Below are 23,979 nucleotides of genomic sequence, written 5' to 3' on the forward strand. Positions count from 1 at the left end.
ACCTGAAGTCGCGCCACTACCCGAAGCCGCGGCGCCGCGAGAGCCTGCGGCGCCGCGAGAGCCCACGGCGCCGCGAGAGCCCACGGCGCTAAAACCTGCGCCGCCGCCAGAGCCCGCGCCGCTGGTAAAACCCGCGCCGTCGCCAGAACCTACGCCGTCGCCACAACCCACGCTGTTGCCACAATCCGCACCGCCGCCACGATCCGCACCGCCGACACAACCCACGCCACCGCAACCCACGCCGGCGTCAAAGCCTGCGCCGGCGACGGCCGGCCCTCGCCCGCCGGCGCCCTCTTCTGTGCCCGCGTCGGCGTCGGTGCCGGCGGATCCACGCCCGTCGTCTGGGCCCACACCTGCGTCGGCGACGGCGCCGACCGGCCCGCTCCGGTCGCTCGCTGGCCGTGGCGTTCTGCTGCTCGGCGGTACCTCCCCTATCGGCCTGGCCATTGCGCAAGCGTTTGCCGCTGCCGGGGACCGCGTGGCGGGCGTTGCCCTGGAGGAGTCGGCCGACCCGGCGTTCGCCGCGACCGCCGCGATCGACTGTTCCACCAGCGCCGGCGCTGCGGCCGCGGTGGAGTTTGCCCTGGACCGTCTGGGCCGGCTCGATGTGCTGGTCCTGGCCGCCGCGGTCATGCCGGTGGCGCCTGCGACGGAACAGAGCGACGAGCAGTGGGCGGCCGCCCTGGACGTGACGCTGTCCGGTGCCTTCTACGCGTGCCGCTCCGCGCTCCCGCACCTGCCGGCGGGCGGCGCCATCGTCGCGATCACGTCGGTGAACAGCTTTCTCGCCGCGCCGGGCCTGCCCGGCTACGCCGCGGCGAAAGCCGGCCTCGACGGGCTCGTACGGCAGCTGGCACTCGAGTACGGCCCGCGCGGCATCCGCGTGAACGCCGTCGCGCCCGGCATGATCGGCGGCGAGCACCTGCCGAACGTGACCGAGGGGTACCCGCTCGGCCGCGTCGGCCGTCCCGAGGAGGTCGCCGCGGCGGTGGCATTCCTGGCCTCGCCCGCCGCCGGCTTCATCACCGGCGTTTGCCTACCGGTCGACGGCGGCTTGTCCATTGCGTCTCCGGCCGCGTTCCTGCGTCCGGACCTGCGCGCCCGGTGGCTGGCGTCATGAGCGCACACGCGTTTCCGCCGCCGGTCGAGTCGGCAGCGCAGGAACCGTTTCCGCATAGTGCAACTGCGTCGCGCGCTGTGGACCCCGCCTCCCCGCCGCTGGTTGTGGGTCTCGGTGAGGCGATGGTGCTGTTCCAGCCTGCCGACGGGCGGTCGCTCGCCGAGTGCGGCATCGCGTCCGTGCACGTGGCCGGGGCCGAGCTCAACCTGCTCGCGGCGGTGCGACGGGCCGGGGTGCGCGCGGCGTTCTGCAGTCGCGTCGGGGCCGATCCGTTCGGGGAACGGGTGTTGGCGGCCGCGGCGGAGCTGGGGGTGGAAACCCAGCTGGTCGTGGTGGACGAGCGTTACCCGACCGGGCTGTTCGCAAAGGACGTGCGCGAGGACGGGGTGCGGCGCGTGCACTACTACCGCGCTGGGTCCGCGGCCTCGCAGATGGGCGAGGACGATGCAGGCCGGGCGCTGTCGGGCGGGCCTTCGCTGGTTGCGGTCTCCGGGATCACCGCGGCGCTCGGGGACGGGCCTCGACGTGCGGTCGTGCGGTTGGCGGAGCTGGCGCGGGAGCGGGGTGTGGCGCTGGCAATGGATCCGAACCTGCGCCCCGGACTGCCGCCGGTTGCAAACGTGTTGCGGAAGCTGCTGCCGTTGACGCGGTTTCTGGTGCTCGGGCTCGACGAGGCGCAACCCCTGTTCGGAACCGACGCACCGGACGAGGTGTTCCGGCGCGCGGGCGAGGCCGGGGTCGGCGAGGTGGTGTTGAAGGCCGGGGCGGACGGATGCTGGTACGACACGCCGAGCGGGCCGCGGCATCTGGCGTCGGCGGCGGTGCGCGTGGTTGATCCGGTCGGGGCGGGAGACGCGTTCGCCGGGGCGTACCTTGCAGCGCGGCTGCGTGGGATCGGGCCGCGCGGTGCGGCGCGGCTCGGCACCGCGTTTGCGGCGGGGGTGGTGGCCGCGCCTGGCGACACCGATGGGTTGCCGGCGGAGCAGGAGGCCGGGCGGCTGGTGGACGCCGCCCAGCAGATGTCGTCCTGACGGCGTCGGCTGGAGCCGCTGTCGTGCTGACTGCATCGGCTCGAGCCGCTGTCATACTGACGGCATCGGCTGGAACCGCTGTCCTGCTGACGGCGTCGGCTTGAACCGCCTGTCGGATCGGCCAGTCGGCATTGTGCGGACGCCCGGGGCCCGATCGACGCCACGATCGACAGGATCACGGCTTCTCCGCCTGAGTCATGTCGACCTGACGTGCGCCTTCGTCGGCGCCGATCAACGCCTGGCGCTCGTCGGCCGGATCGACGCCTGGCACTCGTCGGCGCGGACCAACGCATGGCACTCGCCGGCGCCGATCGACGCATGGCGCTCGTCGGCACGGACCAACGCATGGCGCTGGTTGACACGGATCCGCGCGCGGCTTTCGTCGGCGCCGGCCGACGCACGACGCTTGTTGGCGCGGACCAACGCTTGTCGCGTGCGAGAACCCGGGTCAGTGGGCCGAGGCGCGGAAGGTGTTGCGGTACGCGATCGGGGAGACGCCCAAGGTCGTGGACAGGTGTTGGCGCAATGACGCGCCTGTTCCGAAACCGGCGGCCGTTGCGACGCGGTCGACCGGCAGGTCGGTCGTTTCCAGCAAGCGTCTTGCATGTTCGATGCGCTGGCGGGTCAGCCACTGCACGGGGGTCAGGCCGACCTCGTCGCGGAAGCGGCGGCTGAACGTGCGCACGCTCATGCGGGCGCGACCGGCCAGTTCGGTCAGTGACAACGGCTCGTGCAGGCGTTCCAGGGCCCACTCGCGCACCGCCGCCGTGCTCACCTCCGCCGCGGGCGGGACGGGGCGGTCGATGTACTGGGCCTGGCCGCCGTCGCGCCACGGCGGGACGATGCACAGGCGGGCGACCCGGTTGGCGACCTCGCTGCCGTGGTCGCGGCGCACCAGGTGCAGGCACAGGTCGACGCCCGCGGCGACGCCGGCCGCGGTGAGCACGTCGCCGTCGTCGACGAAGAGCACGTCGGGGCGCAGGTCGACTTCTGGGAACGCGTTGCGGAACTGCTCGGAGCGGTTCCAGTGCGTGGTCGCCGGGCGGCCGTCGAGCAGGCCCGCGGCGGCGAGTGCGAACGCCGCCGTGCACAGCGACACGATCCGCGTGCCGGGGCGCACCGTGCGCAGCGCGGCGCCGAGCCGGTCCGGCAGCCACTCCTGGCCGGAGTCGTCGGCGCAGGCCACGAACGGCGGGATGACGACCGTGCCGGCGCTCGCCAGCAGCTCGGGGCCGTGCGCGACGGCGACGGTGAAGTCCGCGTCCGTGGTCACCGGGCCGCCGTCGAGGCTGCACGTGAGCACCTCGTACAGCGGCTCGCCGCGCTCGCCCGTCGCCGTTCCGAAGATGCGCACGGGAATGCTCAGCTCGAAGGGGTACACCCCGTCGAGCGCGACAACCACCACACGATGACGACGTCCGGCCATGGCCAGATCCTTCCACATGTTGGCGATCCAGCCACTCGCCGGTGGCCGGGGCGGGCCGCAGGATCGAGCGCATGAAAGCCATTACCCAGGATGTGTTCGGCGGTCCCGAGGTGCTGCGGCTGGCCGAGACGGCGCGGCCCGAGCCCGGGTTTGCGCAGGTGCTCGTGCGGGTGCACGCGGCCGGCGTGAACCCGACCGACTTCTGGCACCGCGCGAGCGGGGGCCTGCAGGGGCGCATCGTGCCGCTCGGGTGGGACGTGTCCGGCGTCGTCGAGGCGATCGGGCCCGGCGTCACGCTGTTGGCGGCCGGCGACGAGGTGTTCGGGATGCCGCGGCAGCCGGAACCGGCCGGGACGTACGCGGAGTACGTCGCGGTGCCCGCCCGCCACCTCGTTCGCAAGCCGCTTGCAATATCGCACGTCGAGGCGGCGGCGCTGCCGCTCGTTTCGCTGACCGCGTGGCAGGCGCTTGTGGATGTGGCCGCGGTACGTCCCGGCCAGCGCGTTCTCGTGCACGCGGCCGCCGGCGGCGTCGGGCACGTGGCGGTGCAGATCGCGAAGGCGCTGGGCGCGGAGGTCATCGGGACGGCGAGCGCGGCCAAGCACGCGTTCGTGCGATCGCTGGGCGCGGACCGGGTCGTGGACTACACCGCCGAGGACTTCGCCGAGGTCGTGTCGGACGTGGACGTCGTGCTGGACACCATCGGCGGCGAGTACGGTCCGCGTTCGCTGCGGACCCTGCGTCCCGGCGGCCTGGTCGTGTCGCTCGCATCGCCGGCCGAGGCCGCGCTCTCGGCGGTCGCCGAGGCGCAGGGCCGCCGTTCGATCTTCATGGTCGTCGAGGCCGACCAGGCGGGCATGCGCGCGATCGCCGACCTGGTCGAGCGCGGCCTGTTGCGGCCGACCCTGGATACGGTGCTGCCCTTGTCGGACGCCGCGAAGGCGCACGAAATCGGTGAGCGGCGCTCCGCCACGGGCAAGATCGTGCTCACGGTCGCCCCGGAAACGCCGTCGCGCTGAGGCAGGTTCGCAACTGCGTATGTACCGGACCGGGTTCGACCGTTCCGTCGGCAACGCGGGCGGAATCTGTAGCGCGCCAGGTGCGACGCGGGCGATATCGCGGCGGGAGGGCGCCGAGCTCGCATTGATTCGGACTTATCGCCTGTCGGGGTATAAATCCGAAAAGTCGTGGCGCGGAGCGCCCGACTTTTCGGACACCACAGCCGGCAGGGACACCACAGCCGGCAGGGACACCACAGCCAGAAGAGGAAGCACAGCCAGAAGAGGAGAAGAGGACAGGACAAGGACAGCCGGAGCCGGCGGTGCGAGAGAACGCCGTGGCCGGAAAGGGGCGATGGTCAGGCGGCGGGGGCTGCTTCCGGGGAGGACGCAGCGGCGGCGGGAGCGGGGGCGTGCGTGCGGAACGACGGGGCCAGGGCCACGATGCCGGCGGCCAGCACGGCCGGTACCACGAAAGCCCACCGCAACGACCAGCCCTCCGCCACGGCGCCGATCAGGCCGGCGCCGACCACGAAGCCGATGTAGTTGAAGAGGTTCACGCGGGCGATGGCGATTCCGGTACCGGCGGGGTCCAGGCGGCCCGCGGCCGAGAAGGACTGCGGGACCACGAACGACAGGCCGAGGCCGACGATGGCGAAGCCGGCGATGCTCAGGGCCGCGGTGGGAGACGCGGCGACCAGGATCAGGCCCAGGCCGCCCACCACGCCGCCCACCGAGACGACCGCCATCGGGCTGAAGCGGCTCACCAGGTGGTCGCCGGCCGTGCGGCCGAGGAGCATCGTGGTCTGGTAGGCGGCCAGGCCCAGGGCGGCGACGCTGGTGGTGGCGTTCAGCGTCTTCTCGATGAAGACCGAGCTCCAGTTGGACACGGCCGAGTCGGCGATGAACATGAGCATCATGGCGATGCCGACCAGGATGATCGGGCGCCACGGGATCTGGGACTCCGCGGTGGCGGCCTCGGTCGCGGCCTCGGGGTCCAGGGCCTCCTCGGCACGGCGCAGCTGGCCGAAGCCGGCCAGCAGGGCGAGGACCACGCCGGTCGCCGCCACCGTGGACAGCGAAGCGGCGATCGACCAGCCGAGGTGGGCGGTGCCCGACGTCGCCAGGGCGCCCAGGATCGCGCCGGCGCTCCAGACGGCGTGGAAGGAGTTGAGGACCGGGCGGCGGTAGCGGCGCTCGACCGCCACGCCCTGCATGTTCATGGTGGCGTCGACCAGGCCCAGCATGAGGCCGACGAACGCCAGGGCGATGTAGAGGTGCCAGCGTTGCGTGGCCAGGCCGGTCAGGGTGATGGCCAGGCACACGCCGGGGCCGCCGGAGCGCAGGACCGGTGAACTGCCGACGCGGGCGCTGAGCAGGCCGGCCACGACGCTGCCGATGCCGGCGACCACGGGGACGGCCAGAAGTACCAGGGACAGCTGGGTGTCGTCGAAACCGAACTTCTTCTGCAGAGTGGCGACCTGCGTGAGCAGGCCGGCGAAGCAGAAGCCCTGCACGAAGTACGCGCCCGCTACGGCGACGCGTGCCCGGCGGTCGCGCTGGTCCACTGGCCGGCTCCCCGCTGAAGAGAAGTGAAATTCTTTCGGAAGCATCGTCGACCGTGCGGCGGAACGCAAGAGTGCGCGGCCGGGCGCGCCGGCAGTGGCGCGCCCGGGCCGGACGAACGTGCGGCGGAACGCAAGAGTGCGCGGCCGGGCGCGCCGGCAGTGGCGCGCCCGGGCGGACGAAGGTTACAACGCCACGGGGGCGTCCAGGAGCGTCGTGAGCAAGGTGCGCAGCAGGTCGATGCCGTGCTGGCTGAGCACCGACTCCGGGTGGAACTGCAGGCTCGCGAAGGTCCGGCCGCGCAGCGCGTGCACGTCGCCGTTGGCCGGGTCGCGGGACACCTCGACGGGGCCGTACGGGGTGTCGAGCTCGGGGCCGGGACTCGTGGCCGTGAACGTCGAGTAGAAGCCGACCTTCGCCGGGCGGCCGAAGAGGTCGATGTCGCGCTGCATGCCCTGGTACGGGGATGCCTTGCGGCGCAGCGGCAGGTCCAGCAGGCCGCAGAGCAGCTGGTGGCTCAGGCAGATGGCGAGCATGGGGGCGCCGGCGGCGAGCCGGGCCTCGACGATGCCGCGCATGCGGGACATCTTCGGGTCGGTGAGCCGGCGCGGGTCGCCGGGGCCGGGGCCGGGGATCACCAGGTCGTAAGCGGTGGTGTCGATGTCGGCGTCGTACCGCACCAGGGTCGTGGACAAGCCGAGCACCCGCAGCTGGTGTACGAGCATGCCGGTGAACGTGTCCTCGGCGTCCACGACCAGGGCTCGCCGGCCCGCGAGCGCAGGGTCGGCGGGCAGGCCGTCGCGCGGCTGCAGCCAGAACGGGGCCAAAGTCTCGTTGCGGGCCACGAGCGCGGCCCGGACCTCCGGGTCGGCGGCCAGGCGCACGTCGGGTGCGGGCGGCGACACCGCCGGGGTCTGGGGCGACAGGCCGAGTGCCCGCAGTACCGCTGCGGCCTTGGTGTGGGTCTCCAGAACCTCGCCGTCGGGCGTGGAGTGGCGCACCAGCGTGGCACCGACCGGCACCCGCAGCCGTCCGTTGCCGTCGATCTCGGCGGTCCGGATGAGGATCGGGGCGTCCAGCGAGTCGCGGCCGACGAGGGCCAGGACGGCGCCGTAGTAGCCGCGGCCGCGCCGCTCGTGGCGGGCGACGACGCGGCAGGCGTTCTCGATGGGGCTGCCCACGACGGTCGGGGCGAACATGGTCTCGCGCAGCACGTCGCGCACGTCGCGGGAGCCCCGGCCGGCCAGCAGGTACTCGGTGTGCACCAGGTGCGCCATCTCCTTGAGGTAGGGGCCGATGACCTGGCCGCCGACGTCGGCGACGGTCGCCATCATCTTGAGCTCCTCGTCGAGGACCATCGACAACTCGTCGATCTCCTTGCGGTCGGCCAGGAACTGCAGGACGGCGGGCTTGGACGGGGTGCCGCGCAGGGTGCCGCTGATCGGGTTCATCATGACGAGGCCGTCCTCGACGCTGACGTGCCGCTCGGGGGTCGCGCCGACGAGGGTGCGCTCGCCGGTGTGCACGACGAACGTCCAGTACGCGCCGCGCTCGCGGGTCAGCAGGCGGCGGAAGACGGTGAGCGCGGCGGTGACGGGGTCGCCCGCCAGGTCGGCGCCGAAGACCCGGTGGATGACGAAGTTGGAGCCCTCGCCGCGGCCGATCTCCTCGCGCAGCACGGTGTCCACGATGGCGGCGTACTCGTCGTCGCCGACATCGAAGCCGGCGCCGGAGAACTCCAGCGGAGCGTCGGGCAGGGCGGCGAGGACGTCGTCGACGGCGACCTCGCGGCGGGCCTCGATGCGCAGCACGGACAGCGGGGTGCCGTCGTCGACGCAGTCGAAGCCGCGCTCGCGGACCTGGCGGAACGGCACGAGCGCCAGGCACTCGTCCGGGATCTCGGCGAGCGTGTCCACCGTGGACACCGGGCCGGTGAGCACCTCGACGGCGGCGCGGCCCTCGCGGCGCAGCAGCGCGAACGGGGCCTTCGGGTCGATGAGCATCTCGGGGTTCCCTTCGGGATCGGTGGCCGCGTGCGAGGCGGCCCCGGCTCCCCGGGAAAGCAGAACGGCCGCCTCGATGGGCGGCCGCGGAAGTCATCGCGCGAGAGTGGGCCGCCTCGTCAGGCGGGCCACCACTGGGAATTGAGTCGCGCGGTCACGAGGCAGAGCGTACGGGCTCTGCCTCGTGCGCGCCAGCACTACTTGCCGATCGAGCCCATCTCGGCGTACCGGTCGCCGGCGACGTCGCGGCCGATCGAGAGCTTCTCGATCGCGGCCAGGTCTTCGGCGGTGAGGGTGACGTCCAGCGCGGCGACGTTCTGCTCGAGGTAGGTGCGCCGCTTCGTGCCCGGGATCGGCACGACGTCCTCGCCCTGCGCGAGCACCCAGGCGAGGGCCAGCTGCGCCGGGGTGGCGCCCTTGGCCTCGGCGAGCTGGCGCACGTCGGCGACCAGGTCGAGGTTGCGCTGGAAGTTCTCGCCCTGGAAGCGCGGGTTGGAGGCGCGGAAGTCGCCCGGGGAGAACTGCTCCGGGCTGGTGATCTCGCCGCTGAGGAAGCCGCGGCCGAGCGGGCTGTAGGCGACCAGGCCGATGCCGAGCTCGCGGAACAGCGGCAGGATCTCGTCGTCGGGGTCGCGGGTCCACAGCGAGTACTCGTACTGCCCCGCCGCCACCGGGTGCACCGCGTGGGCACGGCGCACCGTCGCCGGGGCCGCCTCGGAGATGCCCAGGTGGCGGACCTTGCCGGCGGCGACCGCCTCGGCCAGGGCGCCCCAGGTCTCCTCGATCGGCACGGCCGGGTCGACGCGGTGCTGGTAGTACAGGTCGATGTGCTCGACGCCGAGGCGCTGCAGCGACGCGTCCACGGCCCGCCGCACGTACTCGGGGGTGCCGTTGATCCGCCGGTTGCCGCCCTCGCGCTGGATGCCGAACTTCGTGGCCAGCACCACCTCGTCGCGGCGGCCGGCGATCGCCCGGCCGACGAGCTGCTCGTTGGTGAACGGGCCGTACATGTCGGCGGTGTCGAGCAGCGTCACGCCGAGGTCGAGCGCGCGGTGGATGGTCGTGATCGACTCGGCGTCGTCGCCGGGGCCGTAGAACTCGCTCATCCCCATGCAGCCGAGGCCGAGTGCGGACGTGGTCAGTGCACCGAGGTTTCTCGTTCGCATGCCTCCACGGTGCCCCTTCGAGCGCGCTCTAAGTCAAATAGACTGGCCGGGTGGAGGGGTACACGATCGCGGAGGTCGCCGGGCACACCGGGCTGACCGCACACACCCTGCGGTACTACGAGCGCGCCGGGCTGCTCAGCCCGCCCGAGCGCGGCAGCAACGGCCACCGCAGATACTCCGACACCGACCTGGCGATGCTGCGCATCCTCACCCGCCTCAAGGCGACCGGGATGACGATCCAGGAGATGCGGCGCTACGCCGACCTGTGCCGCGTCGGCCCGTCGACCTACGAAGAGCGCCGCGTGCTGCTCGAGGAGCACCGCCAGCAGGTGCTGGAGCGCATCGTCGCCCTGCAGGAGGACCTGCAGACGATCGAGTACAAGATCAAGGTCTACGCGGAGGGCGAGCCGCCCCCGGATCTGGCCAGGCCGTAGAGGCACAGCAGCGCGGCGAGCGCCATCGGAACGCCGTCGCGGATCAGCCCGTCCGCGCCCAGCAGCAGCCAGCACAGCGTCGGCTGCACCAGCAGTACGAACGCGGAGATCATGGCCAGCAGCAGCCGGGCCCAGGCGTGGCCGAACAGCGTGGCGAAGCTGATGAGGCCCGCAATGAACCCCGTGACCAGCGACAGCACGAACCAGGACACCACCAGCGGCACCGCGATCTCCGGCCGCAGGCGCGGCGTGCCGAACAGCGTGCCGAGCGCGACCAGACACGGGACAAACATCAGCGCGGAGTACGACAGCGCCGCCACCCGCGCCGTGAGCACCCACGGCGGCACCACGCGCCGCGGCCGGCGCCGGGTCAGGTGCGCCTCCACGGCCGGGGAGCGGAACAGCTGCCAGAGCACGACCGAGCAGAGCGCCGCGACGACGATCAGCCCGGCGACGACCGGGCCGCGGGGCAGCAGCGCGCCCTCCTTCGGCTGGACGAGGCGGGCCGAGGCGAACACCGTGGTGACCGCCAGGATCAGCCCGAGCGGCCGGGCGGTCAGCCGGCCGAAGCGCACCTCGCGCATGAGGAACAGGAAGCCGAAGGCGCGCAGGAGCGCCCACCCGGTGCGCACCGCCAGGGCGAGGCCGGCCTCGGCGGCGTAGTGCAGGTTGACGACGTCCACGGCGACGGTGGCCAGGGCGGTGAGCAGCAGCAACCGGCGCAGGCGGCGGCTGGCCGGGGTGGCCGGCGGCGGGCGCTCGAAGCGCAGCAGGTCGCCGAGCGAGCGCCCTTCGCCGTCCATGCAACGGCACGCTAGCAGTCCGCACGCGGCGTTGCGCGCCACGGAACCGGCCGGCACCGTGCAGACGGCGCTGATCCGGGCGGGAAGGGTCGCGCCGTAACGTTAACGGGCAGCACTCGTGGGGCATAGGAAGCTGTACACCGACCCGGACGAGGTGGCGCCATGACTTCCTCTGCAGCGGATCCGGCCGAGGGCGGGCCCGACTCGCCGACCGGGCTCAGCAGGCGCTCGTGGATCGACGTGCTGAAGCGCACGGTGAAGGAGTTCAACAACGACAACCTCACCGACTGGGCCGCCGCGCTGACGTACTACGGCGTGCTGTCGATCTTCCCGGGCATCCTCGTGCTGCTGTCGGTCTCCGGCCTGCTGCTCACGGGCACGACCGAGGATGCGGTACTCAAGAACGCCCAGGAGATGTTCCCGGGTTCGATCGCGGCCCCGGTCACCGGCGCCGTCGACGAGCTGAAGAAGGGCTCCCACTCGGCGGGCCTGCTGGCGATCGTCGGCCTGCTCGGCGCGCTGTGGACGGCGTCGGGGTACGTCGGGGCGTTCATGCGCGCCGCGAATGCCATCTACGACGTGCCGGAGGGGCGCCCGATCTGGAAAGTGCTGCCGATCCGCCTGGGCATCACGATCGCGGTCGGCACGCTGATCGCGGTGGCGGCGCTGAGCATCGTGTTCACGGGCCGCTTCGCCGAGCAGGCCGGCGGCTGGATCGGCCTGTCGAAGGAGGCGGTGCAGGTCTTCGACATCGTCAAGTGGCCGCTGCTGCTGCTGGTGGTGATGCTGGTCCTGGCGATCCTGTACTGGGCGTCGCCGAACGCCCAGCAGCACGGCTTCCGCTGGATCACCCCCGGCGGGGTCCTCGCGGTGTTCATCTGGATGGCCGCCTCGGGCGGCTTCGTGATCTACGTGTCGAACTTCAGCTCGTACAACAAGACGTACGGCACGCTCGGCGGCATCATCGCGTTCCTGGTCTGGCTGTGGATCTCCAACATGGCGATCCTGCTGGGCGCGGAGTTCGACGCCGAGCTCGAGCGCGGGCGCGCGATCGAGGCGGGCCAGGCCGCCGACGACGAGCCCTACGTCCCGCTGCGCGACGAGAGCCACGTCAAGAAGGACCACGACGTCGGGCTGACCTGAGCCCCCGGGCCCGCTAGCGGGTGGTGGGCGTCAGGGCGGCGCCCACCTGGTCGACCAGGCCGGACAGCTCGAACGCCACCTGGCCGACGTCACAGCCGGGCTGGACCATCGCGGCGAGGCTGGCCAGGGTGTCGCCCTCGCCGAGGGCCATGACGAACAGCAGGCTGCGGCCCATCTCCACGATGGTGCGCTGCACCGGGCCGGCCTGCGTGCACGCGGACAGGCCTTGTGCGAGGGAGACGACCCCGGCGACCATCGCGGCGAGCTGGTCGGCGCGCTCCGGCGGCAGCTCGTTCGACGCGGCGACCAGCAGCCCGTCGCCGGAGACGGCGACGGTGTGGCGTACGCCGCCGACTCGCTGGGTGAAGCCGCTCAGCAGCCAGTCCAGCCCCGTGGTCGGTGTCATGCCGAAGGTCGTCCTTCCGTTGTCGTCGACGCGGTCACCGGATGCTCGGCGGTCGCGTGCTGCTGGCCGGTCAGGAGCTCCCGGACGGCCTCCGGCTCGGCCTCCACCGTAGGGCCGTCCGGGGCCGGCACGGGGCCCGGTACCACCGGGACGAGGGTCGAGCGCGGGTGCGGCACGTCGACGGGCTCGCCGCCGGGCAGGGCCGGGCGCCACGGGGTGCGCGGCGTGGGGCGGCGGGTGGCCAGCGGGCCGGTCGCGGCGGGAACGAGCACGACGACGGCGGCGGGCAGGTGCACGAGGGCGCGCAGGCCGTGCCCCTTCGGGGGCAGCTGCAGGGTGACCGACAGCCCGTGGCGGGCGGCCAGGCGGGCGACGACCGCCAGGCCCGCGTGCGGTCCGTCGCCGGGCTCCTCCGGCGTGGTGCCGGCGAGGCGGGCGTTGAGCTCCGCCAGGCGCTCCGACGCCAGGCCGGGGCCGCGGTCGGCGACCACGACGGCCGCGCCCTCGCCGGCGCGGCGGCCCTCGACGAGGACGGGGCGGTCGGGCGGGCCGTAGCGGGCGGCGTTGTCGAACAGCTCGGCCAGCAGGTGTACCACGTCGTCGGCCGCCTGCGGTGCGACGTGCACGTCGGGGGCGATCATCGCGTACTCGACGCGGCGGTAGTCCTCGATCCGCGACTGCGCGGCGCGCAGCAGGTCCACGAGGCCGACGGGGTCGCGGCGCCCGGTGGCGCTGTAGCCGCCGGCGAGCACGAGCAGGCTCTGGTTGTCGTGGCGGATGCGGGTGGCCAGGTGGTCGAAGGCGAAGAGCTGGGCGAGGCGCTCGGGGTCGGCCTCGTCGCGCTCGGCGGCGTCGAGGTGCTGCACGAGCGCGTCGGCGAGGCGCTGGCTTTTGCGGGCCAGGCCGGCGAGGGCGGCGGGGCTGCCGGCCCCGAGCCCGGCCGGCTCGTCGCCGTCGCCGCGGGCCGTGGGGGCCATCGGCCGCAGGGGCCGGTCCGCGGTGACGGTCAGGCCCGCGGGGTCCGTGGCGGCGGGCGGTGCGGCCTTGCGGCGCCGCCGCGGGCCGGGGCCGCCGCGGCGCAGGGAGCGCGCGACGACCGCGGCCAGGGTCACCGACCCGACGGCCAGGAGCAGGACGACGGCGAGGCCGGCGACGACGATGCGGCCCTGCCGGTCCCGCGCGGACGCGGCGAGCGCGGTCTCGGCGGCGCCGGCGGCGGTGGCGAGGTCGGCGAGGGCGTCGAGGGCCGGCTGGGCGTCGCCGCCGAGGCCGGACGGGACCTGGGCGAGGCGGTCGCGCAGGGCCGGCGGCGCGGTGTCGGCGAAGCGGCGCAGGGCGTCGAGGTGGGTGGCGCGGTGCGCGGCGAGGTCCTCGCGGCGGGCGGGGGTGCCGGCGCCGCGCAGGTCGAGCAGCTGGATCTGGGCGAGCTGCTCGCGGGCGACGGCGAGCCAGCCCGACGCGCGGGCGGCGGCGAGGACGTCGCCGGGGCCGGAGCGGCCGGCCACGGACTGGCGCAGCGCCACGAGGTCGCTTTCCATCTGGGTGTACGCCATGAGGTACTCCCCCGCCGCCACTCCCTCGTCGCCGGCGGACACGCGCCCGCGCAGGGCGGCCAGGCCGTCGAGCGACGGCGGCGCCAGGCCGGCGGGGCCGGCGGCGGCGCGCAGGGCGGCGACGGCGGGGTCGGTGGCCGCGGCGGCGGCGTCCAGCCCGGCGCGGTCCTCGGCGGTGCCGGTCTGCAGGAACACGGCGGCGGCGTAGCGCTCGCGGGCGAGCGCGGTGGCGGCCCGGTCGGCGGCCACTCCGGCAGCGACGGCGGTGCGCAGCTCGCCGGCGACCGTGGCCTGGCGGGTGTAGCCCTCGGCGGCGACGCCGGCGAGGCCGAGCAGGCCCAGCAGCGGCACGAGCAGGACGAGGCTGACCTTGGCGGCGACGAATCGGGGCCCGCGGTCGGGCGCAGCGTCGTACACAGCCGCTACCCCCTGCCCTCGTCCGGTCACCTATGCGTACACCCTGAGCAATCCGTGCGGAAGGGATGACTTTTGGTGATCGTCATCGATCATGGTAAACCTGCCGGTTTTCCCCGGGTTCGCGAAGAAAAACGGTCACTTAAGCAAGAACAAAGACAAAGTTGAAGCGTCCTCGCGCCGCCCGGCTTGAGGGGCGAACGGGGGCTCACTAGATTCCCTAGCGTGCCAGAACGGCTCTTCTCTGATGACCCGGGCGACGCGCCCAAGAAGGTGAAGGGCGCGTTCTTCTCGGACTACACCGGCGAGTTCCCGATGCCGCGCGTGCTGCAGTCGCCGGCGGAGGCCTCCGGCGGTACCGCCGCGGACAACGACGCCGCCACGAGCGACAAGCCCTCCCGTCGTGCCGCCGGGCCCGCACCCGCCTGGCTGCGCACCGGACGGCCGGCACTGCACGAGCTGACCCGCAACCGCCGCCAGGCGCTCATGGCCCTCGGCGGCGGCGCCGTCGCCCTCGGCGCGCTCGGCACCGGCGCCGCGGCGATGTTCGGGCCGGTCGCGGCCGACCCCGACGACTTCGTCAAGACCGGCAGCGGCGGCGGCAACGTCTCGCCGCGCGACGCGGGCTCGTTCTCCAACCGCGACTCGAGCTACACCAGCGGGCAGGGCGACCTCAACGACCTGGGCGCCTCCGGCACCGCCGACACGCCCTCGCAGGCCGCCGTCGCCGCGATGCGGGCCACGCCGCGCTTCCCGACGCCGCTCAACCGCGACCCGGTGCTGCACCTGCTGCGCCGCGCCACCTTCGGGCCGACGACGGCCGACATCGCCGCGGTCAAGCAGATGGGCATCGACGCCTGGATCGACCAGCAGCTCGATCCGGACAAGATCGCCGACCCGCTCGCCGACGCGGCGCTCAAGGCCGTGCCGACCGCGACGATGTCGACCGCGGACATCCGCTCGTCGGTCAAGGACGGCGACAACAAGCCGATGTACGAGCTGACCCGCGCGGTGCTGGCCCGGCAGATGTGGAGCAGCCGGCAGCTGTTCGAGGTCATGGTCGACTTCTGGAACAACCACCTCAACGTGACCAGCCCGTTCGACGGCGGCTGGGACGTGCGCGGCCCCTACGACGTGGGCGTCATCCGCAAGCACGCGCTGGGCAAGTTCTCCGACATGCTCATCGCCTCCGCGCGCGACCCGGCGATGATGCGGTACCTCGACAACACCTCGTCGGACAAGCGCAACGTCAACGAGAACTACGGCCGGGAGCTGCTCGAGCTGCACACCGTCGGCATCGACGGCGGGTACAACGAGAAGGACGTGCGCAACTCGGCGTACCTCATGACCGGGCGCACCGCCACGCGCGACGGCATGTTCAAGTACGACCAGAACAAGCACTGGACGGGCGCGGTCAAGGTGCTGGGCTTCCAGCACGCGAACAAGTCCGCCAAGGACGGCCTCGCCGTCGGCGACGCCTACCTGCTGTACCTGGCCACCCACCCCTCCACGGCGCGCTACGTCGCGCGCAAGCTGTGCGTGCGGTTCGTGTGTGACACCCCGCCGCAGGGCCTCGTGGATCGGCTGGCCAAGACCTACCAGGAGAGCGGCTCGGCGATCGCGCCGGTGCTCAAGGTGCTGTTCCGGTCGCTGGAGTTCTGGATCGCCACCGGGCTCAAGACCCGCCGGCCGCTGGAGAACTTCGTGGCAACGGCGCGGGTCGTCGGCACCACGCCGGGCGCGGACACGGCGAACGCGCTCGAGGACATGTACACCTTCACGAACAAGCTCGGCCAGCCGCCGCTGGGCTGGGGGCCGCCGGACGGCTACCCCGACGTCGCCACGGCGTGGAGCTCCGCGGCCGGCATGCTCGAGACGTGGAACGCGCACCGGGCGTTCATGCAGCAGCAGTGGAAGGGCCTCAACAACCCCAAGGCCGACACGCTCGTCACGCAGCCGGCGGCGACGCTCGGCACGTACCTCGACGTGCTGTCCAACCGGCTGATCTTCCAGCCGATGCAGCAGAACGAGAAGGACGCCCTGATCAAGTTCATGGGCGCCAAGGCGGACACGCGCATCACCGACAACAACCTCGGCGGCAAGCTGCCCCTGCTGGCCCCGCTGATCCTCGACTCCGTCTACCACGCGCTGCGGTGAGGCACATGACCGAATATCCCGACGGCTCCCGTGATGCGGCCTTGCCGGACGGCGAGCGCCGCCCGGCCTCCCTCGACGAGCTGCGCCGGCACGGGCCCAACCTGTGCGAGGCCGCGCTGCGCGTGCAGGCCGACAAGGTGACGGACGAGCTGGCCGCCGACCGCGACAAGTGGAGCAAGGGCTTCACCCGCCGGCGCCTCGTGCAGGGCGCGGGCTTCGTCGGGGTCGCCGCGCTCGGCACGCAGCTGGTGACCAGCCGGGTGTCGTTCGCCGCGCCGACGGACAACAAGAACACGCTCGTCGTCATCTTCCTGCGCGGCGGGATGGACGGCCTGTCCGTCGTGGCGCCCGGCGACGACGCGAACTACAAGCAGATGCGGCCGAACATCGCGGTACCGATGGCGGCCATGAAGGCGGCCGGGCGCGGCTTCGGCCTCAATCCGGCCATGACGTCGCTCTATCCGCTGTGGGACGCCGGCAAGATGGCCGCGGTGCACGCCGTGGCCTCCCCCGACGCCAGCCGCAGCCACTTCCAGGCCCAGGACGCCCTGGAGCGCGGCGCCTCGTCGGTCGCGGTGCGCACCGGCTGGCTGGACCGGGTCCTGGCGCAGATGGGCCCGGGCACGACGTTCCGCGCGATCGCGCAGGGCTCGGCGCTGCCGCGCTCCCTCGTCGGCGGCGAGCAGGCGATCGTGCTCAACGGGATGCGCGACTTCCGCATCGACAACGACAACATGCGCAGCCAGACGATGGACGCGCTCAAGACGCTGTACACCGGCCTGGACCACCCTCTGGCCACCACCGCGGGCAGCACCCTGCAGGCGATCAGCACCGCGCAGAAGCTCGCCACGACGCAGTACCGGCCGGCCGATGGCGTGCAGTACCCGGGCGGCGGCCTCGCCAACAGCCTGCGCGACATCGCCCAGCTGCTCAAGGCCGGCGTCGGCCTGCGCGTCGCCGCGCTCGACGTCGGCGGCTGGGACATGCACACCAACCTCGGCCGCGTCGACGGCGGCGACATGCGCAACTCGCTGACCAACCTCTCCGACGCGATCGGCGCCTTCTGCACCGACATCGGCCCGGCCCTGGAGACCACGACGGTCATCACGATGAGCGAGTTCGGCCGCCGCGTGCAGGAGAACGGCAACGTCGGCGTCGACCACGGCCACGGCAACGCGATGCTGCTCTTCGGCGGCGGCCTCAACGGCGGCAAGGTGCACGGCAACTGGCCCGGCCTGTCCCCGTCGGCCCTGGACCAGGGCGACGTCGCCGGCGCCAACGACTACCGCGACATCCTGGCGGAGATGCTCAAGCAGCGCTTCGGCGTCGGCGACTCGGCCGCGATCTTCCCCAACCACACCTTCAAGACCCTGGGCGTCTTCAAGGCCTAGCCCCGTTTCACCCGATTTTTCCGTCATATGCAGCTTATTTGGTACGCCGGGAACCGGAATTCGGCCGCGTCGCGCCCCCTGTTGATCGACGTGCGGGACTAGGGTGCTGGTACGCACACTCCTTCCCGGAGGTTGCCCGTGACGCTGGAAGCGCAGGCCCAGAAGCTCGTGGCCGGACTCGTCCGGGTGGCCGTCATGGCCCCCACGGACGGTCCGGAGCCCGAACACGGCCTCCCTCCGGCCCACCGTCAGGTGATGCTGCTGCTGGGCCGCCGCGACCGCGAGTACCGCCTCTCCGACCTCGCCGGCGACCTGGGCTCCTCCGTCGCCGTGACGATGGCGCTGCTCTCGCCGCTGATCGCGCAGGGCCTGGTCGAGATGCGCCCGGCACCGTCCTACGCGGCGCGCGACATGCGCGTGGCCGCCACCGACCGCGGCCTGGCCACCACGCCCGCCCCCGGGAACTGGGCCGACAAGCTGCTGTCGGAGGTCGAGGGGCTGACGGACAGCCAGCAGGCCCGCCTGCTGCGGATGGTGACGGCGAAGATCGGCCTGCTGCAGCAGCAGCACAGCATCCCGGTGACGCGGATGTGCCTGTCGTGCCGCTTCTTCGACGGGTATCGCCATCCGGGCACGCCGACGCCGCACCACTGCTGGTTCGTGGATGCGCCCTTCGGCTACCAGGAGCTGCGCCTGCACTGCCCCGACCACATTCCCGGCGCCCCTCCCCAGCCCGCGCGGTAGTTCCGGCCGGCCATCGGTCTTCGGGTCCGACCCCGTCCCCGGCCTCAGGTCCAGGGCCGACGGGTCCGGGCCGACTGGTCCAGGGCCGACGGGTCCGGATCGGGTGGGCCCGGGTGCGGGCGGGTCCGGCTTCGCGTCCGACGGGTCCGGCTTTGGGCGCGATAAGTCCGGCGCTGGCGCGCCTGACTTATCGGACATTTCACGATATTGCGGGTCGTGCGAGTCTTGTTGCTTTTGCCGGAGGCTCGCGCACGCCGCGTGCACACTCGCGTACGGCACACGGCCGGTCACGCCCTCGATGTGCTCGCATCGGTGAACCCGGGGCCGGGCGACCGCTGCGTGCGGCGGGAAGTGCTCCTATGCTGTTCGGGTGACCAGCCGGGGTGCGCCATGAGCATGTCGATGACGACCACCGTCATGATGGACGGATCGACGGTGCTCTCCGTGCGTGGCGAGGTCGACCACAGCAACGCGGCCACGCTGCGTCAGGAGATCGTCTCCGCGGCCGCCCAGCGCCGGCCCAGGGTCCTGCGCGTGGACCTGGGCCTGGTCACGTTCCTGGACTCGGCGGCGGTCGGCGCCCTGGTCGGCGCACAGCGCGAGGCCGGGGCGGAGGGCGTGCGGGTCGTCGTGTGGCGGGCCAGCCCGTTCGTGCACCGGCAGCTGCGCATCGCGGGCGTGGACGAGATGCTCGGCGTCCCGGCCGAGAACGACGCGGACCACATCGTCTTCTGACCGCCCGGCCATGGCCACGGACAGGGCGGATGTGCGGCAGAAAGCGGCATGACGGATTTTTCGCCTGGCGGGCGAAAAATCCGGCGCGGAGCGCCGGATTTCGAACGGTGCGCAGCCGTCGGGCCAACGCAAGGATTGGCTACCGAGAGCTACCGCGCTCCGAGGGAGTTGCCGGGAAAGTTACAGCGAGCCGGCAGCGATCAGGCGCCACCCGGCGAGTCGCCGGCCGGGGTCGGGACGGCGGGCTGCGTGGGGACCTCGTGGCGCTTCGGGGCCGGGCGGACGTCGTCGTGGGGGAAGACCCAGACGCGGTACGCCCACAGGCGGAAGATCATCGCCAGGGCGACGCCGATGACCATGCCGAAGATGAAGTCGCTGATCTCCTCGGTGGTGCGGCTCACGTTCGGGGCGTGCAGGCCGAAGATGTACTGGGCGATCCACAGGGGCGCCGAGTTCACGGCCACGCCGATGCCGTTCACCACGGTATACAGGAACATCTCGTGGTGGCGGCGGCGGCCGCCGCGGGTGCGGAAGGACCACTCGCGGTTCAGGAAGTACGAGACGACGGTTGCGATGATATTGGCGATCGTCAGAGCGGTGACCGGCTTCGCGTCGAGCACCGTGAGGCGCAGCGCGTAGTTGGCGACCAGGCTCACGACGTAGCAGAAACCACCCACGATGACGAACTTCACTGTCTCGCGGTTCTTGCGCAGCAGGTCTGCCATTGGCCGGGGCAGCCGATTGAGGGTCCGGTCTGTTAGCCGCATCGGCCGGACTATACCCAGCGAACCTTGCGATATGCCGACCGCGGTGACCGGAAACGCGAATCGGAACTGTCAGCGATCGGCCGTGCACACGGACGTAGCGGGGGTCACGGCGACGGTGTCGTCCAATGCGCCGACCACCACGCAGTAGCGCGTCTTCGGGTCGACGCCGCGGATGACGTACTCCCCGGTGCCGGGCGGCACCCGCGCGATCACGACGGCGGGTGCGCCCGCCTTCGACAGGGCGACGACCATGGTCACGGGCAGTGGCAGCCAGGTGACGGTGAGCTGCGCGCCCTCGTCGCGCAGGCGTAACTGGGTGACGGTCACGGGCGGGCGGCTCACCGCCGGCGAGGCGCCCTGTGCGCTCGTGAACGGTACGGAGGGTGACGTCGCCGGTGCGGGATGGCGCCACAGCAGGAGCACAGCGAGTACCGACGCGGAAACAACAACGACCACCACGGACACCAGCGGCCACACGGACCGCGACCGGCGCGGCGGCATCGGCTCTTCGACGAAGCCTGGCTCTTCGGCCACCACGGGGTCGGCCACGAGCGCCGGGGGCGCGGTGACCGGGGCCGAGGGCATCGGGGGCTCCACGGCCGCCAGCTCCCACTCCACCGCCTTCGTGAACGGGTGCCGGGTGCCCAGGCGCGCCCGGGCGGCGGCGTGCGCCAGGGTGAACAGGCGGCGGGCCGCCTGGACCTCGCCCTGGGCGTACAGCAGCGCGGCGAGCTCGGCGGCGATGCGGATGGTGTCGAGGTCGTCGGCGCCGTACTCGCGGCGATGGATCACGTACGCGGCGTTGAGGATGCTCAGCGCGAGCCCGGTCTCGCCGCGGTCGCGCAACAGCAGGGCGAGGTTGACGCGGGCGAGGCGCACGGCCCGGCGGACGGGCTCGGCGCCGTGCTCCTCGACGCCGCTGTCCAGCACGCGGTGGTAGAGGCGCTCGGCCGCGTCCCACTCGTCGTAGTCGTGGCGGACGGCGGCCAGGACCGCGACGGCGTGGACGGTGCGCGGGTCGTCGGGGCCGTAGCGGCGCTCGGCCTGGGCGGCGACGGCGTCGGCCAGGTCATAGGCCCCGTCGAGGTCGCCGAGCTCGCGCAGGACCTCGGCCAGCAGGCGGCGGGCGGTGAGCCGGTCGTCGTCGGACAGCGGCTCGCCCAGCAGGTCCTGGACGGCGTCGCGGGCGCCGGGGAAGTCCCAGCCCACGATCCGCCGCTCGATCTCGTCCAAGCGATCGGTGACATCGACAGCACTCACAGTATCCCTCCGCCCTGGGAGCTTAGGGATACCGGTGACGCAACGCCAGCCTTCAATTACACAAAGGTATCGGCCGGGGCCTTGCGGGGATCAGCCGACCATTCGCCGGTACAGCTGCAGATAGTCGTCCACCATGCGCTCGGCGGAGAAGCGCTCGAGGGCCCGGGCCCGCACCCGGGTGCGGTCGAGCTTGAGCGCGTCGTCGAGCACGCCGGCGGCCTCGGCGACGCCCGTGGCCAGGTAGCCGGTCACGCCCTCGTCGACCACCTCGGGCATCGAGCCGAGCGGATAGGCCACGACCGGGGTACCGCACGCCATCGCCTCGACGACCGACAGGCCGAACGGCTCGGCGAAGCCGATCGGGTGCAGCAGCGCCGCGGCCGAGCCGAGGATGTCGGCGCGCTCGGCGGGGCCGACGTTGCCGGCGTAGACGATCTGGTCGCCGTCGACGCGCGGCATGACCTCCTCGGCGTGGTACCGCTCGTCGTGCACCGGCCCGCAGATGAGCAGCCGCCGGCCGGTCGCCCGGGCGATGCGGATCGCCTCCGCGGTGCCCTTGTCGGGGTGGATGCGCCCGAACGCGACCAGCGACTCCCCCGGCTCGGCGCGGAACGGGAACTGCCGCACGTCGATGCCGTGATAGATGGTGGCGGCGTAGTCCAGGCCCTGGCCGCGGTCGGCGTCGGAGATGGACACGTAGGAGGAGCGGGCCCGCTGGTACGCCGGCAGGATCGACGGCGAGCAGAAGCCGTGCACGGTGGTGAGCAGCCGGGTGCGGCAGAACCCGCTCATCGCCAGCGGCAGCCAGTCGAGGTGGTTGTGGACGAGGTCGAACTCGCCGCTGCGCTCGTAGCAGTGGGCGATGTGGATCGCCTCCCACACCCGCCCGTCGTAGGAGGAGTCCTCGTTGTACGGGCGCTCGACGACGCCGCCGAGGCGGGCGGAGGTGATGGAGTCGAGGCTGGCGAAGAGGGTTACGTCGACGCCGCGGGCGACGAGGCCCTCGGCGAGCAGGGAGACGACCTGTTCCCACGGGCCGTACGCCCGCGGCGGCGTGCGCCACGCGATCGGACCGAGCAGTGCGACCTTCATCTGTGCCCCCTACCCGCGCGCCACCGCGCGAATCCCCCCGGCCATCATGCCGCCGGGCCCGGCCGCGCGGGCCGGTTCCCGGCAACAGGTCAGCCGATGCAGCGAATCACCCCGGGGAGTGGCGCGGCGCTATGCCTTGCGCAGCAGCCGGTGCTGCCTGACCACGGGCACGGAGAGGGTCTTGTAGCCGACCTGCTCGAACAGTACCGTCATCTGCTCGCCGGCGTAGGACAGCACCATGCCCTTGCCCCACTCGCCGTGGCGGACCTCGCTGTGCACCGGGAAGGGCGCGTCGGCCGCGGCGGCGAGCCCGGCGGCGGCGCTGCCGTCCGTGCAGTTGTCGCAGTGGCCGCAGGTGCCCTCGAGGTGTTCGCCGAAGTACGCCAGGATCGTGCGCCCCCGGCACTGCTCGGTCTCGGCGAAGCCGCGCATCATGTCCAGCCGCGAGCGGGAGACCGTCTGCTGCCGCTCCGCCTGCGCCTGCGCGAGCTCCGCCGCCTTCGCCGGCGTCGGCGCCCAGCGCGGGGCCTTCACCTTGCCGCCGTGCAGCATCCGCGCGCCGCCGACCTCCTCGAGCAGGGCCAGCAGCTGCCCGAGCTTGCGCTCGCCGAGGCCGGTGCGCTCCTCGAGCTCGTCGCGGGTCATCGGCTCGCCGGCGGCGCGCAGCAGGGCGGCCAGGGAGGCGACCTCGTCGTGGTCGACGGAGACGTTGGTGAAGAACTTGCGGAGCCCCGTGTCCTCGGTGCGGTGCAGCAGCAGCACGTGCGCCGGCTTGCCGTCGCGGCCCGCGCGGCCGATCTCCTGCAGGTAGGAGTCCGGGGAGTCCGGCAGCGACACGTGGTTGACCCAGCGGATGTTGGGCTTGTCGATACCCATGCCGAACGCGGTCGTGGCCACCATGATGGGCACCTCGTCGGCGAGGAACGCCTCGTGGGCCCGCTCGCGCTCGCCGGCGCTCATCCCGCCGTGGTACGCGACCGTCTTGATCTGCAGGGCGTTGAGCCGCTCGGCGAGCTCCTCGGTGGCGCGGCGGGTCGGCGCGTACACGATGCCGGGCGGCTCCGACTCGCGCAGCCGGGCGACGAGGCGCCGCCAGCGGGTCTCCTCGTCGGGGCAGTGGACCGACTCGAGGTACAGGTTGGGCCGGTCCAGGCCGGTGACCACGACCTCGGGGTCGCGCATGCCGAGCCGCTCGATGATGTCCTCGCGCACCGGCGGCGACGCGGTCGCGGTCAGCGCCACCACCGGCGGGCGGCCCAGCTCGCGGATGAACTGCCCCAGCTGCAGGTAGTCGGGGCGGAAGTCGTGGCCCCACGCCGAGACGCAGTGCGCCTCGTCGACGGCGACGAGGCTCGGCCGCAGCGCCTTGATCTGCGCCACCCTCGCGGGGTCGGCGAACTGCTCCGGGGTCAGGAACACGAACTCGGCGTCGCCGGCCCGCAGCGCTTCGAGGGCTTCCTCGCGCTCGCTGCGCCCCTCGGCGGAGGAGAGCCGGACCGCGACGAGGGACTCGTGGTGCCGGGCGGTCAGCGAGGCGATCTGGTCCTGCTGCAACGCCAGCAGCGGCGACACGACGATCGTCGGCCCGGGCAGCAGCGGCGCCGGGACCTGGTAGATGGCGGACTTGCCGGCGCCGGTGGGCAGCACCGCGAGCGCGTCGCGCCCGGCCATCAGCGCCTCCATGGCGCGCAGCTGCTCGTCGCGCAGGCGCTCCCAGCCGAACCGTTCTTTCGCAACTTGCCGCAGTTGATCCGCCGTCATGGCCGCCAT

Annotated in this window: 21 protein-coding genes; 9 read left to right on the forward strand and 12 right to left on the reverse strand. The window is 72.7% G+C overall.

Annotated elements, in window-relative coordinates:
* Positions 1 to 412: 412 nt before the first annotated feature.
* Positions 413 to 1,120 carry an SDR family NAD(P)-dependent oxidoreductase gene (locus ABD901_RS07430; protein WP_345123554.1) on the forward strand — a complete coding sequence of 236 codons (708 nt, stop codon included), beginning with the start codon at positions 413 to 415 and terminating at the stop codon, positions 1,118 to 1,120.
* A complete protein-coding gene (locus tag ABD901_RS07435) occupies positions 1,117 to 2,151 on the forward strand; it encodes a sugar kinase (RefSeq protein ID WP_345122658.1) in 1,035 nt (344 codons plus the stop codon). The genes ABD901_RS07430 and ABD901_RS07435 overlap by 4 nt, the downstream gene beginning before the upstream one ends.
* Positions 2,152 to 2,382: 231 nt before the next feature.
* On the opposite strand, the gene ABD901_RS07440 is transcribed toward ABD901_RS07435, so the two are convergent.
* Together ABD901_RS07440 and ABD901_RS07445 are read right to left on the reverse strand one after the other, a co-directional pair.
* Positions 2,383 to 2,574: a hypothetical protein gene (locus tag ABD901_RS07440; RefSeq protein WP_345122659.1), complete on the reverse strand. Its 192-nt coding sequence runs from the start codon at positions 2,572 to 2,574 to the stop codon at positions 2,383 to 2,385.
* A gap of 25 nt (positions 2,575 to 2,599) precedes the next feature.
* A complete protein-coding gene (locus ABD901_RS07445) occupies positions 2,600 to 3,577 on the reverse strand; it encodes a GlxA family transcriptional regulator (RefSeq protein WP_345122661.1) in 978 nt (325 codons plus the stop codon).
* A 71-nt stretch (positions 3,578 to 3,648) separates the two neighbouring features.
* Between ABD901_RS07445 and ABD901_RS07450 the strand changes: the two genes are divergently transcribed.
* Positions 3,649 to 4,596 carry an NADP-dependent oxidoreductase gene (locus ABD901_RS07450; protein ID WP_345122663.1) on the forward strand — a complete coding sequence of 316 codons (948 nt, stop codon included), beginning with the start codon at positions 3,649 to 3,651 and terminating at the stop codon, positions 4,594 to 4,596.
* Positions 4,597 to 4,934: 338 nt separating this feature from the next.
* Here ABD901_RS07450 and ABD901_RS07455 read toward each other — a convergent pair whose 3' ends face one another.
* The 3 genes from ABD901_RS07455 to ABD901_RS07465 form a co-directional block, all read right to left on the reverse strand.
* On the reverse strand, positions 4,935 to 6,143 hold the full coding sequence (locus tag ABD901_RS07455) for an MFS transporter (protein WP_345122665.1): 1,209 nt from the start codon (positions 6,141 to 6,143) through the stop codon (positions 4,935 to 4,937).
* A gap of 183 nt (positions 6,144 to 6,326) precedes the next feature.
* On the reverse strand, positions 6,327 to 8,144 hold the full coding sequence (locus tag ABD901_RS07460) for an anthranilate synthase family protein (RefSeq protein WP_345122667.1): 1,818 nt from the start codon (positions 8,142 to 8,144) through the stop codon (positions 6,327 to 6,329).
* Positions 8,145 to 8,341: 197 nt separating this feature from the next.
* Positions 8,342 to 9,310, reverse strand: coding sequence for an aldo/keto reductase (locus ABD901_RS07465; RefSeq protein WP_345122669.1), 969 nt, complete (start codon positions 9,308 to 9,310; stop codon positions 8,342 to 8,344).
* A gap of 50 nt (positions 9,311 to 9,360) precedes the next feature.
* Between ABD901_RS07465 and ABD901_RS07470 the strand changes: the two genes are divergently transcribed.
* On the forward strand, positions 9,361 to 9,744 hold the full coding sequence (locus tag ABD901_RS07470) for a MerR family transcriptional regulator (RefSeq protein ID WP_345122671.1): 384 nt from the start codon (positions 9,361 to 9,363) through the stop codon (positions 9,742 to 9,744).
* Here the strand turns inward: ABD901_RS07470 and ABD901_RS07475 are convergent.
* Positions 9,702 to 10,547 (reverse strand): hypothetical protein, encoded by an 846-nt coding sequence (locus ABD901_RS07475; protein ID WP_345122673.1) that lies wholly within the window; start codon positions 10,545 to 10,547, stop codon positions 9,702 to 9,704. The genes ABD901_RS07470 and ABD901_RS07475 overlap by 43 nt on opposite strands.
* 162 nt (positions 10,548 to 10,709) lie before the next feature.
* Between ABD901_RS07475 and ABD901_RS07480 the strand changes: the two genes are divergently transcribed.
* On the forward strand, positions 10,710 to 11,690 hold the full coding sequence (locus tag ABD901_RS07480) for a YihY/virulence factor BrkB family protein (protein ID WP_345122675.1): 981 nt from the start codon (positions 10,710 to 10,712) through the stop codon (positions 11,688 to 11,690).
* A gap of 13 nt (positions 11,691 to 11,703) precedes the next feature.
* Here the strand turns inward: ABD901_RS07480 and ABD901_RS07485 are convergent, their stop codons facing one another.
* On the reverse strand, positions 11,704 to 12,096 hold the full coding sequence (locus ABD901_RS07485) for a roadblock/LC7 domain-containing protein (RefSeq protein WP_345122677.1): 393 nt from the start codon (positions 12,094 to 12,096) through the stop codon (positions 11,704 to 11,706).
* Positions 12,093 to 14,066 carry a sensor histidine kinase gene (locus ABD901_RS07490; protein WP_345122679.1) on the reverse strand — a complete coding sequence of 658 codons (1,974 nt, stop codon included), beginning with the start codon at positions 14,064 to 14,066 and terminating at the stop codon, positions 12,093 to 12,095. Before ABD901_RS07490 ends, ABD901_RS07485 begins: the two co-directional genes overlap by 4 nt.
* A 222-nt stretch (positions 14,067 to 14,288) precedes the next feature.
* Between ABD901_RS07490 and ABD901_RS07495 the strand changes: the two genes are divergently transcribed.
* The 4 genes from ABD901_RS07495 (at position 14,289) to ABD901_RS07510 (ending at position 19,090) form a co-directional block, all read left to right on the forward strand.
* Positions 14,289 to 16,220 (forward strand): DUF1800 domain-containing protein, encoded by a 1,932-nt coding sequence (locus tag ABD901_RS07495; RefSeq protein ID WP_345122681.1) that lies wholly within the window; start codon positions 14,289 to 14,291, stop codon positions 16,218 to 16,220.
* Positions 16,221 to 16,225: 5 nt separating this feature from the next.
* Positions 16,226 to 17,611: a DUF1501 domain-containing protein gene (locus ABD901_RS07500; protein WP_345122683.1), complete on the forward strand. Its 1,386-nt coding sequence runs from the start codon at positions 16,226 to 16,228 to the stop codon at positions 17,609 to 17,611.
* 138 nt (positions 17,612 to 17,749) lie between these two features.
* The gene (locus ABD901_RS07505; protein WP_345122685.1) at positions 17,750 to 18,355 is read left to right on the forward strand and encodes a MarR family winged helix-turn-helix transcriptional regulator; all 606 of its coding nucleotides are present in this window, start codon (positions 17,750 to 17,752) and stop codon (positions 18,353 to 18,355) included.
* Between the two features lie 402 nt (positions 18,356 to 18,757).
* Positions 18,758 to 19,090, forward strand: a complete 333-nt coding sequence (locus ABD901_RS07510; RefSeq protein WP_345122686.1) for an STAS domain-containing protein — start codon at positions 18,758 to 18,760, stop codon at positions 19,088 to 19,090.
* A gap of 200 nt (positions 19,091 to 19,290) precedes the next feature.
* Here ABD901_RS07510 and ABD901_RS07515 read toward each other — a convergent pair whose 3' ends face one another.
* The 4 genes from ABD901_RS07515 to ABD901_RS07530 all read right to left on the reverse strand — a co-directional run bounded on the left by ABD901_RS07515 (position 19,291) and on the right by ABD901_RS07530 (position 23,970).
* Positions 19,291 to 19,857, reverse strand: a complete 567-nt coding sequence (locus ABD901_RS07515; protein ID WP_345122687.1) for a GtrA family protein — start codon at positions 19,855 to 19,857, stop codon at positions 19,291 to 19,293.
* Between the two features lie 69 nt (positions 19,858 to 19,926).
* The gene (locus tag ABD901_RS07520) at positions 19,927 to 21,117 is read right to left on the reverse strand and encodes a tetratricopeptide repeat protein (RefSeq protein ID WP_345122688.1); all 1,191 of its coding nucleotides are present in this window, start codon (positions 21,115 to 21,117) and stop codon (positions 19,927 to 19,929) included.
* Positions 21,118 to 21,207: 90 nt separating this feature from the next.
* Positions 21,208 to 22,209 carry a glycosyltransferase family 4 protein gene (locus ABD901_RS07525; RefSeq protein ID WP_345122690.1) on the reverse strand — a complete coding sequence of 334 codons (1,002 nt, stop codon included), beginning with the start codon at positions 22,207 to 22,209 and terminating at the stop codon, positions 21,208 to 21,210.
* 129 nt (positions 22,210 to 22,338) lie between these two features.
* Positions 22,339 to 23,970, reverse strand: a complete 1,632-nt coding sequence (locus ABD901_RS07530) for a RecQ family ATP-dependent DNA helicase (protein WP_345122692.1) — start codon at positions 23,968 to 23,970, stop codon at positions 22,339 to 22,341.
* Positions 23,971 to 23,979: the final 9 nt, after the last annotated feature.

Origin of the sequence: Dactylosporangium darangshiense, assembly GCF_039537565.1 — a bacterium.
In the GTDB taxonomy this organism is placed as follows: domain Bacteria; phylum Actinomycetota; class Actinomycetes; order Mycobacteriales; family Micromonosporaceae; genus Dactylosporangium; species Dactylosporangium darangshiense.

What these genes read in the sequence shown, in the direction of transcription:
- ABD901_RS07510 (WP_345122686.1), top strand. Translation starts at nt 18,758, where the DNA reads ATGACGACCACCGTCATGATGGACGGATCGACGGTGCTCTCCGTGCGT.
- ABD901_RS07530 (WP_345122692.1), bottom strand. Translation starts at nt 23,970, where the DNA reads ATGACGGCGGATCAACTGCGGCAAGTTGCGAAAGAACGGTTCGGCTGG.
- ABD901_RS07515 (WP_345122687.1), bottom strand. Translation starts at nt 19,857, where the DNA reads ATGCGGCTAACAGACCGGACCCTCAATCGGCTGCCCCGGCCAATGGCA.
- ABD901_RS07480 (WP_345122675.1), top strand. Translation starts at nt 10,710, where the DNA reads ATGACTTCCTCTGCAGCGGATCCGGCCGAGGGCGGGCCCGACTCGCCG.
- ABD901_RS07435 (WP_345122658.1), top strand. Translation starts at nt 1,117, where the DNA reads ATGAGCGCACACGCGTTTCCGCCGCCGGTCGAGTCGGCAGCGCAGGAA.
- ABD901_RS07465 (WP_345122669.1), bottom strand. Translation starts at nt 9,310, where the DNA reads ATGCGAACGAGAAACCTCGGTGCACTGACCACGTCCGCACTCGGCCTC.
- ABD901_RS07450 (WP_345122663.1), top strand. Translation starts at nt 3,649, where the DNA reads ATGAAAGCCATTACCCAGGATGTGTTCGGCGGTCCCGAGGTGCTGCGG.
- ABD901_RS07475 (WP_345122673.1), bottom strand. Translation starts at nt 10,547, where the DNA reads ATGGACGGCGAAGGGCGCTCGCTCGGCGACCTGCTGCGCTTCGAGCGC.
- ABD901_RS07460 (WP_345122667.1), bottom strand. Translation starts at nt 8,144, where the DNA reads ATGCTCATCGACCCGAAGGCCCCGTTCGCGCTGCTGCGCCGCGAGGGC.
- ABD901_RS07500 (WP_345122683.1), top strand. Translation starts at nt 16,226, where the DNA reads ATGACCGAATATCCCGACGGCTCCCGTGATGCGGCCTTGCCGGACGGC.
- ABD901_RS07445 (WP_345122661.1), bottom strand. Translation starts at nt 3,577, where the DNA reads ATGGCCGGACGTCGTCATCGTGTGGTGGTTGTCGCGCTCGACGGGGTG.
- ABD901_RS07525 (WP_345122690.1), bottom strand. Translation starts at nt 22,209, where the DNA reads ATGAAGGTCGCACTGCTCGGTCCGATCGCGTGGCGCACGCCGCCGCGG.
- ABD901_RS07485 (WP_345122677.1), bottom strand. Translation starts at nt 12,096, where the DNA reads ATGACACCGACCACGGGGCTGGACTGGCTGCTGAGCGGCTTCACCCAG.